15 protein-coding genes are annotated in these 14,082 nt (G+C 67.6%); 8 read left to right on the top strand and 7 right to left on the bottom strand.

Annotation, left to right across the window (positions count from 1 at the left end; genetic code table 11):
- Positions 1 to 259: 259 nt before the first annotated feature.
- On the bottom strand, positions 260 to 754 hold the full coding sequence (locus tag ACIBCU_RS03550) for a MarR family winged helix-turn-helix transcriptional regulator (protein ID WP_399228940.1): 495 nt from the start codon (positions 752 to 754) through the stop codon (positions 260 to 262).
- 223 nt (positions 755 to 977) lie between these two features.
- Between ACIBCU_RS03550 and ACIBCU_RS03555 the strand changes: the two genes are divergently transcribed.
- The 4 genes from ACIBCU_RS03555 to ACIBCU_RS03570 all read left to right on the top strand — a co-directional run bounded on the left by ACIBCU_RS03555 (position 978) and on the right by ACIBCU_RS03570 (position 4,539).
- On the top strand, positions 978 to 1,169 hold the full coding sequence (locus tag ACIBCU_RS03555; protein ID WP_399228942.1) for a ferredoxin: 192 nt from the start codon (positions 978 to 980) through the stop codon (positions 1,167 to 1,169).
- 56 nt (positions 1,170 to 1,225) lie between these two features.
- Positions 1,226 to 2,440, top strand: a complete 1,215-nt coding sequence (locus ACIBCU_RS03560) for a cytochrome P450 (protein WP_399228944.1) — start codon at positions 1,226 to 1,228, stop codon at positions 2,438 to 2,440.
- Between the two features lie 281 nt (positions 2,441 to 2,721).
- Positions 2,722 to 3,948: an NAD(P)/FAD-dependent oxidoreductase gene (locus tag ACIBCU_RS03565; RefSeq protein WP_399228946.1), complete on the top strand. Its 1,227-nt coding sequence runs from the start codon at positions 2,722 to 2,724 to the stop codon at positions 3,946 to 3,948.
- Positions 3,949 to 4,029: 81 nt separating this feature from the next.
- Entirely contained in the window at positions 4,030 to 4,539 is a 510-nt protein-coding gene (locus ACIBCU_RS03570) for a substrate-binding domain-containing protein (RefSeq protein ID WP_399228948.1), read from the top strand.
- A 107-nt stretch (positions 4,540 to 4,646) separates the two neighbouring features.
- Here ACIBCU_RS03570 and ACIBCU_RS03575 read toward each other — a convergent pair whose 3' ends face one another.
- Positions 4,647 to 5,225, bottom strand: coding sequence for a TetR/AcrR family transcriptional regulator (locus ACIBCU_RS03575; RefSeq protein ID WP_399228950.1), 579 nt, complete (start codon positions 5,223 to 5,225; stop codon positions 4,647 to 4,649).
- Between the two features lie 235 nt (positions 5,226 to 5,460).
- Between ACIBCU_RS03575 and ACIBCU_RS03580 the strand changes: the two genes are divergently transcribed.
- Positions 5,461 to 6,276: an oxidoreductase gene (locus tag ACIBCU_RS03580; protein ID WP_399228952.1), complete on the top strand. Its 816-nt coding sequence runs from the start codon at positions 5,461 to 5,463 to the stop codon at positions 6,274 to 6,276.
- Between the two features lie 211 nt (positions 6,277 to 6,487).
- Here the strand turns inward: ACIBCU_RS03580 and ACIBCU_RS03585 are convergent, their stop codons facing one another.
- Positions 6,488 to 6,826 carry a MerR family transcriptional regulator gene (locus ACIBCU_RS03585; protein WP_362939281.1) on the bottom strand — a complete coding sequence of 113 codons (339 nt, stop codon included), beginning with the start codon at positions 6,824 to 6,826 and terminating at the stop codon, positions 6,488 to 6,490.
- 846 nt (positions 6,827 to 7,672) lie between these two features.
- Here ACIBCU_RS03585 and ACIBCU_RS03590 point away from each other — a divergent pair.
- Positions 7,673 to 8,101, top strand: coding sequence for an ATP-binding protein (locus ACIBCU_RS03590; RefSeq protein WP_399228954.1), 429 nt, complete (start codon positions 7,673 to 7,675; stop codon positions 8,099 to 8,101).
- A gap of 268 nt (positions 8,102 to 8,369) precedes the next feature.
- On the opposite strand, the gene ACIBCU_RS03595 is transcribed toward ACIBCU_RS03590, so the two are convergent.
- The 3 genes from ACIBCU_RS03595 to ACIBCU_RS03605 all read right to left on the bottom strand — a co-directional run bounded on the left by ACIBCU_RS03595 (position 8,370) and on the right by ACIBCU_RS03605 (position 11,607).
- Complete coding sequence (locus tag ACIBCU_RS03595) at positions 8,370 to 9,512, bottom strand: NAD(P)H-binding protein (RefSeq protein ID WP_399228956.1); 1,143 nt, start codon at positions 9,510 to 9,512, stop codon at positions 8,370 to 8,372.
- 59 nt (positions 9,513 to 9,571) lie between these two features.
- A complete protein-coding gene (locus tag ACIBCU_RS03600; protein ID WP_399228958.1) occupies positions 9,572 to 10,387 on the bottom strand; it encodes an oxidoreductase in 816 nt (271 codons plus the stop codon).
- Between the two features lie 650 nt (positions 10,388 to 11,037).
- Positions 11,038 to 11,607 (bottom strand): TetR/AcrR family transcriptional regulator, encoded by a 570-nt coding sequence (locus ACIBCU_RS03605; protein WP_399228960.1) that lies wholly within the window; start codon positions 11,605 to 11,607, stop codon positions 11,038 to 11,040.
- A gap of 157 nt (positions 11,608 to 11,764) precedes the next feature.
- On the opposite strand from ACIBCU_RS03605, the gene ACIBCU_RS03610 reads away from it, so the two are divergent.
- Complete coding sequence (locus ACIBCU_RS03610) at positions 11,765 to 11,926, top strand: hypothetical protein (protein ID WP_399228962.1); 162 nt, start codon at positions 11,765 to 11,767, stop codon at positions 11,924 to 11,926.
- A 108-nt stretch (positions 11,927 to 12,034) separates the two neighbouring features.
- On the opposite strand, the gene ACIBCU_RS03615 is transcribed toward ACIBCU_RS03610, so the two are convergent.
- Positions 12,035 to 13,534, bottom strand: a complete 1,500-nt coding sequence (locus ACIBCU_RS03615; protein ID WP_399228964.1) for an MFS transporter — start codon at positions 13,532 to 13,534, stop codon at positions 12,035 to 12,037.
- Here ACIBCU_RS03615 and ACIBCU_RS03620 point away from each other — a divergent pair.
- Positions 13,528 to 13,845, top strand: a complete 318-nt coding sequence (locus ACIBCU_RS03620) for a TetR/AcrR family transcriptional regulator (protein WP_399228966.1) — start codon at positions 13,528 to 13,530, stop codon at positions 13,843 to 13,845. The two genes, ACIBCU_RS03615 and ACIBCU_RS03620, sit on opposite strands and share 7 nt — an antisense overlap.
- Positions 13,846 to 14,082: the final 237 nt, after the last annotated feature.

Consider the following 14,082-nt stretch of genomic DNA (forward strand, 5'->3'; position numbering starts at 1 on the left):
GCCCGCGGGGGGTTGGGCGGCTTGGGGGGGGCGGGGGCCGGTGGCCCCACCGTTCCCGCCCGCCCCCCCCCGCCGGTTCATTCCGGGCAACCCCGGCCCCCCCCCCCCCCCCCCCCCCGGGCACCGCGGCATCGTCGACGTGCGCCAGGCGGTCCGGGACCACGTCACCGTCCGCAGCACCGACGGCCGTCCCGCGACATCGAAGGCGCGGGACACCACGGTCGGCGACCCGGCTGCCGAGCGCGTGCAGCGGTGTGTCCTACCCGAGCTCGCCGTCACCGTCGCGGTGGGCGTCGGCGATGCGCTTGATCACCGCGGCGGTTGTGTGCAGTTCGTCGGGTGTGAAGTCCGCCAGGGCGTCGGTGAGCCAACGCTGGCCGGTCGTCTCCATGCGGGAGACAAGATCTCGGCCATCTTCGGTGATGCTGATCCTGCGTACGCGGTGGTCGTCGCCGGGTTCCCTGACAGTGGTGACGAGCCCTTCCTCCTTCAGACTGCGCATCTGGCGCGAGACATGGGACGCCCGCACCATCAGGATGTCGGCGAGGTCCCCCATGGGCATCGGGGCGGAAGCGGCAGCCAGGGCGCGCAGGAGCGTGAGCGAAGCGCGGTCGATGGGCACCCCGGACTGCGCGCGCAACCGTGCGTGGGTGCGGGCGCTGCCCAAGACGTGCGCGAGGTCGGACAGTGATCTGTGCAGCTCGGGTACGGAGGGGGCGACGGGGCCGGGGTTGCCGGACGGAGAGTGGGTCACTTCCTGATGATGGCCTACCCGACTGTCTTCTTTGCAGCCGGGAGCGGCGGGTTCTGTCGACGCCGTGGCTCAGCTGGGGCGTCTGCCCCGCTGGAGCGGATGTGACCAAAAAGTGCCTGTGTAGAGGAGGTTCTTCAGCACCAAGGGATCGGAGTGCTAGGTTCCGGAGTGTGGCTTGCTTTTGTTAAGTAAGTTCATGCGACCCGATCCGGAGGTAGTGAACATGCAGATTTCAGTCGAAATGGACAAGTGTTGTGGGGCCGGCCAGTGCGTGCTGGTCGCGCCGGAGGTGTTCGACCAGCGGGACGAGGACGGGGTGGTGGTCGTGCTGAACGCGCAGCCGCCCGCCGAGCTCCACGCGAGCGTCGAAGAAGCGGCGCAGGTGTGCCCGGCGGCGGCCATCACGCTGTCCTGACCCGTGCTCTCAGGCCGTTCCCGAGTCCCCACCACTCGCACCGCTGAAAGGCGAAAATGACCCAGTCCCCCGTCGCACCCCGCGCCTGGACCATGCAACGCGCGTCCGGCTGCCCCTTCGACCCCCCGCCCGCCATGTCCGAGCTGATCGAGAAAGAGCCGATCTCGCGGGTGACCCTGTGGAACGGCAAGACCGCCTGGCTGCTTTCCAGGCACGCCGACCAGGTCGCGTTCTTTCAGGACGAACGCGTCAGCTCGGACACGACCCTGCCGAATTACCCCAGCACCACCGCGGCCGCGGAAGCCACCCGCGAGCAGAACCGCGCGTTCGTCTTCATGGACGAGCCCGAACACAACCAGCATCGCCGCCGGTTCACCAGTGACTTCACCGTCAAACGCACGCGGGCGCTGGGCCCTCGCATCGAGGTGATCATCGGCGACCTGCTGGACCGGATGGAGAAGGCGGGGCCGTCGGCCGACCTGGTCACCTCCTACGCCCTGCCCATCCCCTCACTGGTGATCTGCGAACTGCTCGGCGTCCCCTACGAGGACCATGAGTTCTTCCAGGGGGCCAGCGCGAGCATGGTCGACACCCGCAGTACCCCGGAGCAGGCCATGGCCGCTTCCAAGGAATTGGCGGGCTACCTCGGCGACCTCCTCGAGTCCAAGCTGTCGCATCCGGGTGACGACCTTCTCAGCCGCTTGGCGACCGGGTTCATGGCCACCGGCGAGAGCACCAAGGAGGAGTGCGTCAACGATGCTGTGCTGCTGCTGGTGGCCGGCCATGAGACGACCGCCAACATGATCGCGCTGGGCACCTGCGCGCTGCTACAGAACCCTGAGCAGCTCGCCGTCGTGCGGGACGGGAACCCGCAGCAGGTGGCCGGCGCCGTGGAGGAACTGCTGCGCTACCTGACCGTCGTCCACATGGGACGGCGCCGTGTCGCCCTTGCCGACATCGAGATAGCAGGACAGGTGATCAAGGCCGGTGACGGGGTGATCTGCCCCATCGACCTCGCCAATCGCGACCCCGAGGTGTTCGAGGACCCCTACAGCCTGCGGGTCGACCGCCAGGCCCGTCGGCATCTGGCTTTCGGCTCCGGTTCCCACCAGTGCCTCGGCCAGAACCTCGCCCGCACCGAACTCCAGCTCGCCTACCCGGCGCTGCTTCGGCGCTTCCCCGCCCTGCGGCTGGACTGCGCTCTGGACGAGGTCGACTTCCGCACCGACATGGGCGTCTACGGAGTCCACGAACTGCCCGTCGCCTGGTAGAAAGTTGCACACCGGGGCCGAGCGCGCCGTGCAGCAGCCGTTCGGCCCTTGGAACGCAAGGTCACCGCGCCGTCAGGCATCTCCGGGTATCCCGCCTGAGTCCCTCGCACGCCGGATGCCTCCCGTCCTGGCGGCATACACCGTTCGCTGGGCGCGTGGATGAACGCACGAGGGACCAAGCCGCGTTCGTCGTGCCCCCAGGCCAGCACCCTGAAGACCGGCGGCCGCCGGACCGGACGAGTCCGCGGCCGTCTTCCACCGAACACGATTGAGGTACGCACATGACGAGTCCCCCCACCCGCATCGTCGTGGTCGGAGCATCAGCTGCCGGACTCGCCACCGCAGAGAACCTGCGCCGACTCGGCTTCGACGGCCGTCTCACACTCATCGGCGAAGAGACGGAGCAGCCGTACGACCGCCCGCCCCTGTCCAAGCAAGTGCTCTCAGGCGCCTGGAAAGCCGAGCGGGCAAGCCTTCGCACCCCTGAGGCACTGGCTGCTCTGGATCTCGAACTCCGCCTGGGTCACCGTGCGACCGGGCTGGACGCGCATCGGCGAGAAGTGGTCCTGGCCGGGGCCGACCGGATCGGCTACGACAAGCTGGTGGTGGCGACCGGTGCCCGAGCACGGACCTTTCCCGGCACCGAGAACGTCGAAGGCGTGCACACGCTGCGCACGATGAATGACGCTGTCCGGCTGCGCGAGGAGTTCCTCGGCCTGCCCCGTCTGCTCATCGTGGGCGGCGGCTTCATCGGCGCCGAAGCCGCCGCCGTCGCACGAGAGATGGGCTGCGAAGTCACCTTGGTCACGGACACGGCCGCCCCCATGGAAAACGCGCTGGGGCCCGTGGTCGGCACGATGCTCGCCGATGCCCACAGAGCGGCCGGGGTTCAACTGGAGACCGGTACCCACGTTGCCGAGGTCCTGACCCAGAAGCGCCGCGTCACCGGCGTGCGCCTCACTGACGGCCGCACCCTGGAAGCCGACGTCGTTCTCGTGGGCATCGGTGCCATCCCCAACACCGAGTGGCTGCAGAACAGCCCGGTGCGAACGGGCAACGGTGTGGAGTGCGATGGGACCCTTCGCGCGGGTGAGCGGATCTGGGCCGCCGGTGACGTCGCCTCCTGGCCCGACGAGGCGACCGGACAGCGGATACGCATCGAACATCGCACCAACGCGGGCGAGCAGGGACTCGCCGTAGCCCGCAATCTCCTGGCGGGCCCGAGCGAGGCCAAGCCGTTCACCACCGTGCCGTACGTCTGGTCCGACCAGTACGACATGAAGATCCAGGTTCACGGCCGTCCCGCGGGCGTAGACGGACTCGAACTGGTCGAAGGCGATCCGGCCGAACGCCGCTTCACCGCCCTTTACCACCGTGAAGGGCAGGTGTGCGCCGCCATCGGTGTGAACAGCATGCGTGCGTTGCGCTCACTGCGCCCGCTCGTAGCCGACCGCGCTCCCTGGCCCAAAACCCCTGGCCTCGCCGTTCCAGGGCCTGTCATGAGTTAGGCGCTCCCCAACGCTCCACGGATCGCACCGGGTATCGCGTACGCCTGCCAGTGACTCGATCGGAGTGGCGGTGCTTGACCGTTGTCCGCCACCGATGGCACCCGTAACCGGGGTCCGGGTAACGCCGTAGGCCACCGTCGCCTCGCCGCGCTGGTTCCGAGCGGGCCGCTGGAGGAGGTAGGCCGCCACCGGTCGGAGGGTCTGCGTAAGGCCGCCCTGGACACAGGCGCGGATTCGGAAGAAATCCTCCTGGAAGCGACGCCGGAATCCGCCGAACGTGCGACAGGACTCTCCTGCGCCAGGGGGCCGTCCGCTGTCTTCACTTACAACGATGAGTACGGCGCGCTGATGCACGGCGTTCTGACCGATCTCGGGGTGACCTTCCCCGACGACCTCGCGCTTGTCGGCGCCGATGACCTCCCCATCGCCCGCTACCTTCGACCCACCCTGTCGTCCGTGGCCATCGACGCCACAGGATTGGCGGGCCCACTGTTCACACACCTCCAGGCAGTTTTGAACGGGCCCACCGAAGACGCAAAGCCGCTGGAAGGACTGGCGCCTCCGCGGGTCGTCCACCGGGGCACCTCATGACACTCAACCGAGGGGGACCGAAGCGGTTCCGGTGCCGCATCAGCGCTTTCCTGCCCAGCTGTTCGTGCAGGTCATGGCGGTAGGAGGTTCGCCTGGGCGGGCATGGCTCAGGGGCGTCGTCCCGCGCCGTGCAGCAGCGTGTCGACGATACGGGTGGCCAACGCGTCCGGGTTCTGTGTATCGGGGTCCTCGGCAGCGCCGGGACCTTGCAGCGCCTCGGTGACCAGGGCGTAGTAGACCCGCCGTGTCCACTCCAGGTCCGCATCCGGGGCGAGGAGCCCCTCGCGCTGCGCCCGGGCGAGGAATGCGAGAGACCGCGTGTTGATCTCGGACCAGACGTCCTGGGCGATGTCGTTGCCGGCCAGGGGGTTGCCGAGTGTGAAACGCCAGGCGTCTTTGACCCGCAGTGTGTTCGCCGTGGCCCGGTGCAGCGCGACGTGCGGCGGGGCGGTCTCCAGGTGGGCGTCGTCGATGGCCGCCGTGAGCTGCTGCTTCGCGGCGGCGGCCAGTGCGTCGATGAGGGCCTGCCGGTTCGCGAAGCGCCGGTGCACCGTCGTCCTGGCCAGACCCGCAGCCTCGGCGATCTGCTCCATCGGTGCGCCCGGATCCTCCGCGAGCACCTTCTCGGCCGCCTCCAGAATCGCGCGCACGCTGCGCTCCGCGTCAGCGCGCAGTGCTCGCCCCACGACTTCCCCTTCCCGCAGCATGCATCGGCCCTCACTCCACAGACGATACGCACCAGGCGCAATTACCTCATCAACCGCGTCACTCAAGTTGCAGTTATGCGCATAACAGCTACCTTAGAGATGTGGCTATTTGCTTGCGTCGCCGAAGGGCAGCTCAGGAAGCCCAGGCGTGCCTTCGATGGCGCGAATAGCCTTAAAAGCGACTAAAGATGATGAATGACAGTAGGAGTTCATGATGGGCACGAATCGACCGGTAGCCCTGGTGACGGGCGCGTCCTCCGGCATCGGAGAGGCGACTGCGCTCGCACTCGTCACGGCGGGTTTCGAGGTGATCGGCACCAGCCGGAACACCGCGAAGGTCGCCCCGCGCGAGGGCGTGACCTTCCTCGACCTCGATGTGAGCAGCGATGACTCGGTCACCACTCTGGTCCAGCAGGTCATCGACCGGTTCGGCCGGATCGATGTCCTGGTCAACAACGCCGGCATCGGCTCGTCGGGCGCCACCGAGGAAAGCTCCGTGGCACAGCACCAGCGCGTCTTCGACATCAACGTTCTCGGTGTCATCCGTATGACGAAGGCGGTGCTGCCTCACATGCGGGCCCAGGGCAGCGGTCGCATCATCAACATGTCGTCGTTCTACGGGTTCGCGCCCCAGCCGTTCATGTCCGCCTACATCGCGTCCAAGCACGCGGTCGAGGGGTACTCCGAGTCGGTGGACCACGAGGTCCGCGAGTACGGCGTCCGCGTGCTGCTCATCCAGCCCGGCGCGACCAACACCTCCTTCGAGGGGAATCTCGTACAGCCCGACACGCCGCTGCCGCTCTACGAGAGCCAGCGGCGGTCCGTCGACCAGGCCGTCGCACAGGCGGTCAGGGGCGGCGACGACCCTGCCGTCGTGGCCCAGGCCGTCGTCACCGCGGCCACCACCGGCAAACCGAAGCTGCGCTCCCCCGCGGGACCGTTCGCCAAGCGCATGAGCCTGGCGCGTCGCCTCGCCCCTGCCCGGTTCTTCGACCAGCAGATCCGCAAGTTCAACAAGCTGCCGGGCTGACACCGCCCGCCCCCAGGCCGATGCGTCTGCCGCCGCCCCGGGGGCGGCAGACGCGTTCCCCGCACCAAGGAGAAGCACGTGAGCGAGACCCCCGGCCCCAACATCACGGGCGTCAACCACGTTGCGCTGACGGTCACCAACCTCGACACCAGCGAGCGCGACCGTGCACGGCTCTTGATCACCGGCCGGTGCCCGGCGGGCACGCCGGGCTTCAGCCCGCGGGTGGCGTACTGGCCGGCTTGGCGCCTCGGTGGTGTTCGGCGTTGATGCGCTGGGCTTCCTCGAGCTGGTCTTCGAGGATGATGATGCGGCAGGCGGCCTCGATGGGGGTGCCGCTGTCGACGAGTTCGCGGGCCCGGGCGGCGATGCGCAGTTGGTAGCGGGAGTAGCGTCGGTGGCCGCCTGGGGAGCGGAGCGGGGTGATGAGTCGGGCTTCGCCGATGGCGCGGAGGAAGCCCTGGGTGGTGTTGAGCATGTCGGCGGCCCGGCCCATGGTGTAGGCGGGGTAGTCGTCGTCGTCGAGGCGGCCGAACGAGTCGTCTGCTGTCATCTGTACCTTCCTGTGGAACACGCGTTGGAGGGGCCCGGGTGCCAATGGCACCCGGGCCCCGAAGGAACTGCTACACCATCAGCCGGCCTTCATTTGCTACGCCGGCTCTGTGTTTCCGCATACCTACCGGGAAGAGGTCCGGGGGTTGCGGGGATCGCGGTTGCTTGACCGGAGACCACCTCACTATCGATGTCCTGCGGTACCCGGGCCCACATCGTTCACCCGGGCGATCCTGATGGCGCTCAACTCCTCCGTTCTTTCCCTCTGAATCGATCACTTGTCCTGCGGTACTGCGTACTGCTGGTACTGCGTACTGCTCATACTGCGAACTGCTGGTGGCCTGCGACAGCGCCACCCTCCGGCAGCCAGCCCCGTCGCCCGTCCTGCATCTGCTCTGGCTTGGAACCCCACTGCCGAACTTCCCGGTACGCGCGCCCGCAGCCGACGCCTTCACCGAGGTACTGCTCTCACATACTGCTACTGCGTGTACTGCTCATGGCGGCCCCTGAAAACTGCGGGCCACCCGGTCCGGCCGTCAGTCCCGTCGCCTTCCTGCAACCACTCTGGCTCCGGAACTCCACCACCGCACCGACCTGCACTTACCTGTACTGCTTCCCGGCAGTTCATCTCTGCCGGGCCTGCTCGATCTCTTGGCTACGGGCAAAACACTAACCCCGGCGACGCCCACATGTCTACTTCCGTCATGGCAGGTTTTCTGTAAGGACTGACAGTGAAGTCCTGCGGTCTGCATCGCTTGAAAACCGCACCAGCGCACACCCCCGGGGTGTGAGGACTGCCGGAAGCGGGCAGGCGGGCTGGCACGGCACAAGCGGCACAACCGATCAGGTGGGGTGTACGCGTATCAACAGCACGAGGACCACCATCGCCCCGACACCCCCCGTACCAACCGCGGTCCAGGGCGACACCGCGGCCGGCATCAGCGAGGCCCGCCAGGCCGCCCGCGCCTTCACCGACAGCCTCACCCCGGCGCCCGGCCCGGACATGGCGGACACCCTCGTCCTGGTGGTCTCCGAACTCGTCACCAACGCCCTGCGCCACGGCGGCGGCCACTACACCCTGGAACTGTCCGCCGGCCCCGACACGGTCACCGCCGCGGTCAGCGACCCGGACCCGGCGCACCCCCGCGAGCGCACACCCGACCTCAACGGCGGCAGCGGCGGATTCGGCTGGCACATGATCCGCCACCTCACCAGCCACCTGACCATCACCCCCAGATCCGGCGGCAAAACCATCCACGCCCAGCTCCCCCGCTGAGCTTGGCTCGGGCGGAACCGCTCGAAATGGACCCCCGCGTTTCAGGTCGGCCCTGATGCTGCACGGCCGCTGCGCACGGTTGAGAGGCGGCCTGCCGCCATCCGGGCACTCACCAAAGCCGTCCGTCGCAGGACCGAGGACATCTCGGGTGCGGCGCAATGAGCTTGCGGGGTCGAGGTCAGGGCATTCGGGGCCCACGCCACACCGGAGTTCCCAGCCGGGGAGCTCCGGCGTGGCGTCAGGGTTCCGCTCCGGACCGCTCAGTGGCTCAGGCAGCCGCCAGCTCCCGGAGGCGCGGATTGTTCTCCAGCGCCCACCGCACGGTCTTCGGTGGGCGCCCGAGCAGGGTTTCCAGCTGTTCGCTGACCCCGTCGGCGCCGTACCGTCCACCGGCGACCAGGCGGGTCAGGGACTTCAAGTGCTCCGCTATATGCGGATAGGCGGCCACGGGGCTTTTGTCCACATAGTTCTCGTTCCAGGTGTCGACGTCTTCGGGAACGTAAGTGACCTGGCGTCCCAGCGCGGCCGCATAGTCCTCCGCGAATCCGTGCATGTCCTTCAGTTCCGGACCGGTGAGCGCGTAGGACTTGGAGAGGTGCGGCGCCGGGTCGAGCAGGATCTTCACGCACAGCTCCGCCACGTCGTAACCCGCGATGGGCGCGAACCGCTGGTCACCGAAGGGCAGGCGCAGTTCACCGCTGCCCAGCGGCTCCAGCGCCAGCCAGGTCAGGACGGGGTTCTCGACGAAGATGGCTGCCCGCACGTTGACGGTCGGGAGGCCGGACCAGTCCAGCACCTGCTCGGCGACCCAGTGGGCCCGCTGCTGCGGCGACCAGTCACTGACGAGTCCGCCGAGCCGCGCACTCCGTTCTTCGACCGGTGCGGTCATCCTCTCGAACGTCATGAACGACTGCTCGTACTCGGATATGTTGACGAACGCCTCGATGTCGCCCTGGGCGCGGGCCGCTGCGGCCATCAGGCTGACGGCGTCGGCGTAGTACGGCGACAGGCTCATGCTGAAGTAGATGCGTCGGACGCCCTTCAGCGCGGCTGTCACGTCAGCGATATTGAGCAGGTCACCGACGAAGACCTCGGCTCCGGCCTGGCGGAGCGAGTGCGCGCGTTCATCGTCCTGCCGTACGAACGCACGCACTGGGTGCCCTTGTTCGAGCAGCATGTCGACCATCGTCCTGCTGACACCGCCGATTTCACCAGCGGCACCGGTGATCAGGATGGGATTGCGCTCTGGCATCAGTGTGTCCTCTGTCTGGTTGGGATGGGGTGAGTCAGCTGTTCTCGGAAAGCCCAGGATCTGGTCGACGAACGTCTTGGGCTGCTTGAGCTGGTCCGGGGGGTAAGGGGTGCCCTCCACGGAAAGGCCCTCGGCCTTCTCTGCCAGGTAGGTGCCCATGACATACGTCCCGTTCTTGCTGCCGTGCTCGAACGGTGGAACGTGCGGGGCGGCGGGTTTCAGCCATCCAGCTGGTTGAGCTTGCGGATCTGCCTGTCGAAGGCCCAAGCAGGAACGAAGCGGCGCAGTACGCTGGCACGCCCGGCCAAGGTGCCGGCGGTGTAGCGCAGCTTCGGCTTCGCATCGGTCGCTGCCGCGACGATCACCTTGGCGACGGTGGCGGGGTCGTCGCCGTCCTTGATCGCCGCCGCCATCAGGCGGTCGAAGGAGCGCCGCTGCGCCGCGTAGACCTGCACAGGCACGTCGGGCTTGGCGCTGTTGGCCTCGAATCCCGTTCTGGTGTAGGCGGGTTCGACGAGAAGCGCCCGGATGCCGTACTCCCGGACCTCGTGGTCCAGGGACTGGGAGTAGCCCTCGATCGCATGCTTGGAGGCGCCATAGACGGCCATGTAAGGCGCGGGGATGAACCCCTGTACGGACGAGAGGTTGATGATGCGCCCGCGCCCCCGGGCTCGCATGTGCGGCAGGACCTCCTTCACCATGCGCATGACCCCGAAGACATTGATGTCGAAGACCGCTTGGGCCCGCGCGACGGAGGTTTCCTCGGCCGCACCGATCGAGCCGACACCGGCGTTGTTGACCAGAACATCAATCCGCCCGAACCGCCCGACCACCTGCTCGACCACGGCGGCGACCGACGCGTCACTGGCCACGTCGAGGTCGAGGAACGTCACACCGCCGAGCGGGGTGACACGCGAGGTGTCGCGGCCTGTACCGACCACGTCGAAACCCGCTGCGACCAGCGCGAGCGCGGCTTCCCTCCCGATGCCGGATGACCCACCCGTCACGAGCGCCACCGGCCGATTTGTCGTCATCATGCGCTCCCGAACCCAGGGGGGAAACCGATCGGTTTCACCTCCTTCTCACGGTAAACCGATCGGTTTCCGCGCGCAAGTTCACGCAGCGGGCTGATCCCGGGCCGCGTCACGGGTCACGTTCGGGCCGATCAGCCAGCAGAGGGTCAGCGTTCGGGCCCTGCGAAGATTCCGCGAAGCCGATCATGCTCCCGTATGCTGATTACGCTCCGTAACCTCCGGTGTGATGCTCACCAAATGCGAGGACTACTGAAGACGGTGCTGCCGCACCTGAGCAGGGGCCTGGGGGAGCAAGTGAGCCGCGAGGAGGGGGCGTTACGCATCGTGGCCGGAACCTGGAGTCGGCGCCTGTGTCGTGCCCGTGCTGCAGGGCACTGTCGACGCGGCGGCACAGCGGACACCGGCACCGTCTTGCGGCTGACGCGATCGGCGGGCGCCAGGTGTGCATCGAGCTGACCATCAGCCGTCCGGCCTGCGGCGCGCCGGGGTGCGTACGGGTGACCTTCGCCGAGCAGATGGAGGGGTTGGCCGGGCGTTACGGGCGCCGGACTCCCCGGCTCGCAAGCCTGCTGGTGCGTTCACGGTGACCCTGGCCGGACGGCCCGGCGAGCGTCTCGCGGCCAACCGAGACTGCTCGAGAAGGCGATGGGTCAGCGCATGCGTGCCGAATCGAGCAAAGTGGTCACAGTGGGCGCGATGAGCCCTGTCAGTTTGTCGGCTCCGATACCCGCGCGGACACTGGCACCGTCGAAGACCAGGCTGAGCTGCCGGGCCAGCAGATCCGGATCGCTCGCCCCACCGTGTTCGGCCTCGGCACGGAAGAAGGCTGTCAGGTTCCCCTTGACCCGGTGGGCCACCTGGCTCGCAGGGTGGCTCTGGTCCTTCAGCTCGATCTGAACAGCCAGGTACTGGCAGCCTCGGAATTCGGGCGCACCCGCCTGCAGCTCCACCTGCTCGAAGACGTGCAGGATCCGCTCGCGGGGCGAACGGCCGTCGTCCGCCGCAGGCAGGAGCCCAGCGACGAAGGCGGAGGCGCGTTCCTCCAGGCTCGCCGCCAGCAGTTCGTCCTTGCTCTCGAACAGCTGGTACATGGAACGCTTCGACACCACCGCCGCCTTGCACAGCGCGTCGACGCCGATGCCCACACCGTCTCGGTAGGTGAGCCTGGCCGCCGCCTCCAGCAGCCGCTCTCGGGAACTCGACTTCGCCTCGGTGGTCATACCGCGAGGGTAACCCGATTCCGACACTATGAAAACCGATCGGTTTATGATGCTTTGCCGGGGCGATCTTCTGCGCCGTCCACGGCCGAGCAGGCATGTGAGTACGGTTCCGCTACGCCGGGGCGGCGGTCTTGGCGTGCCGAACCCGCCAAGGAGGGTGAGCGCACCGATCCCGGAGACCGTAAGGGCGCGCACCGAGTACAGCCACAGCAGCGGCAGGCAGGAGGCGTCCATCCCTATGAGGCCGACCGCGCCCACCGTGACCAGCGTCCCCATCGGCCTCGCAAATTCAGCCCACATCGTGGATCTGACGCCGTAATTGACGGAAGGTGCCCGCTACCTGTGATGATCAGTTTTCTGAAGGTAGCAGGGCATTTCCCACTGTCCACTCGTTGTGATCAACCGCGTATCCTCGGTGGATTCAGGCTCAGTGGGCCATCACGCGCTCGCCCTCCGACGCCTCCAGAGCCTTGTTCGGCATCAGGAACGCCGTGAGCACCGCACCGACCACGAAGAACCCGGCACCCCATGCCAGGGTGGCCGTGTAGCCCTCGACCCCCGCCTGCGCCGCGGTCAGCGCGCCGGCCTTGTGCGAGGACAGGTAGTCGGTCGCGGCCGATGAGGCAACGGTGGTCAGCAGCGCCGTACTGATCGAGCCACCTATTTGCTGGCCGGTGTTGACCAGCGCCGAGGCGACGCCCGTGTCCTCGCGGTGCACGCCTGAGGTCGCACCCTGGAACGCGGTGGCCATCACCCCACCGAGACCGAGACCCAGCAGGATCATGCCGGGCATGATGTCGGCGACGTAGGTGCTGTCCAGCTTGAGCTGGGTCAGCAAGGCCATACCGGTTGCGGCGACCAGGAAGCTGGCGCCGACCACGATCTTCGGACCAACCTTGGGCAGCAGCAGCGAAGGCGCCGTGGTCGACGCAAGAACGATGCCCCCGACCATCGGCAGGAACGCCAGACCGGTCTTGATCGGCGAGTAGCCGATGCCGGCCTCCAGGTAATAGGTCAGGAACAGGAAGATCGAAAACATTCCCATGCCTATGACGAACACCGCCAGGAACGAACCACCGCGGGTCCGGTCCCGCACGAGTCGCAGCGGCAGCAGCGGATGCGCGACCCTGGACTCCAGCCAGACGAATGCCGCGAGCAGCACCACGCCGACGATCATGGAGCCGAGGGCGACCGGGTCGGTCCAACTGGTGGATTCGACGTGCGCGAACCCGTAGACGATGGCGAACAGTGCGGCGCTCACCGCGAGGGTGCCAGGAATGTCGAGTTTGGGCCGCTCGGTGATCGCAGGCTTGGCAAGCCACAGCAACGCACCGGCCAGCGCGACGGCCGCGAAGACGACGTTCACGTACATCACCCAGCGCCACGACGCCCATTCGGTGAGCATGCCGCCGAGCAGCAGCCCGACCGCACCGCCCGCACCGGCCAACGCACTGAAGATGCCGAAGGCCTTCGCCCTTTCGGCCGGTTCGGTGAAGGTCACGCTGACCAGTGAGAGTGCCGCGGGCGCAAGCAGCGCGGCGAAGAGGCCTTGGGCCACACGTGCCCCGACGAGGATTTCGAAGCTGCCGGCCGCGCCGCCGACGACGGATGCGACCGCGAAACCGACCAGGCCGGCCACGAAGGTGGTACGTCGGCCGAACAGGTCACCGAGTCGGCCACCGAGCAGCAGCAGGCTGCCGAACGCCAGGGCGTAACCCGTGATGACCCACTGCCGGCTGCCGTCGCTGAAACCGAGGTCATGTTGCGCCGCGGGCAGCGCGATGTTCACGACGGTCGCATCGAGCGTGACCATGAGCTGCGCCACACCCAGCACGACAAGCACCAACCAGCGCATGGCGTGTGAGCCGCGGCGGCCCGAGTCTGTTTTCCCGGAGGCAGGCGCCCCACGATCGACAATGGTTGTCATTTTTCCCCTTTGGCGCTGGTCATAGGTGGAACCGGAACATCAATCGGAAACCGATCGGTTTCCACACAGAAAAACAGATCGGTTTCCACAGCGCAAGTGAACGGGTGGTCTCTGGCCTGTGGGCGCCCCGACAACGCCCGACGCCCGCGTCGGCCGCCTGTGCTGTCTCGACGCGCGACCGGTTGCTCGACGTCGCCGCGCAGCGGTTCTACGAACAGGGCGTCCACATCGGCGACGACACGTTCTGCGGCGCCGCCGGGGTATCGAAGCGTTCGACGTACCAGCTGTTCGGCAGCAAGGATCAACCTTGAGCGACGACGACCGCGCCGATCCATGCGGGGACGGCGAAGAAAAAGCCGAGCGGGGATGACGGCGTAGATGCCGACCACGGGCGAGATCGTCGCGAATCCGATCCAGCGCCAATACCCTTCATGGTGGGCGGGTTCATCCCGTCGAGCGTGCCATGTCGGCGCGCGGGGCTCCCCGAGGCCGCTCCGCGCGGCCGGCCGGTGCGACAGCCTTGCCGCATTGCGCCGCCTCATGACTTC

The organism is Streptomyces sp. NPDC051064 (genome assembly GCF_044455985.1).
In the GTDB taxonomy this organism is placed as follows: Bacteria; Actinomycetota; Actinomycetes; order Streptomycetales; family Streptomycetaceae; genus Streptomyces.

Coding starts and splice junctions, on each gene's coding strand:
- ACIBCU_RS03565 (WP_399228946.1), top strand. CDS start 2,722: ATGACGAGTCCCCCCACCCGCATCGTCGTGGTCGGAGCATCAGCTGCC.
- ACIBCU_RS03600 (WP_399228958.1), bottom strand. CDS start 10,387: ATGACGACAAATCGGCCGGTGGCGCTCGTGACGGGTGGGTCATCCGGC.
- ACIBCU_RS03585 (WP_362939281.1), bottom strand. CDS start 6,826: ATGACAGCAGACGACTCGTTCGGCCGCCTCGACGACGACGACTACCCC.
- ACIBCU_RS03595 (WP_399228956.1), bottom strand. CDS start 9,512: ATGGGCACCTACCTGGCAGAGAAGGCCGAGGGCCTTTCCGTGGAGGGC.
- ACIBCU_RS03560 (WP_399228944.1), top strand. CDS start 1,226: ATGACCCAGTCCCCCGTCGCACCCCGCGCCTGGACCATGCAACGCGCG.
- ACIBCU_RS03605 (WP_399228960.1), bottom strand. CDS start 11,607: ATGACCACCGAGGCGAAGTCGAGTTCCCGAGAGCGGCTGCTGGAGGCG.
- ACIBCU_RS03555 (WP_399228942.1), top strand. CDS start 978: ATGCAGATTTCAGTCGAAATGGACAAGTGTTGTGGGGCCGGCCAGTGC.
- ACIBCU_RS03580 (WP_399228952.1), top strand. CDS start 5,461: ATGGGCACGAATCGACCGGTAGCCCTGGTGACGGGCGCGTCCTCCGGC.
- ACIBCU_RS03615 (WP_399228964.1), bottom strand. CDS start 13,534: ATGACAACCATTGTCGATCGTGGGGCGCCTGCCTCCGGGAAAACAGAC.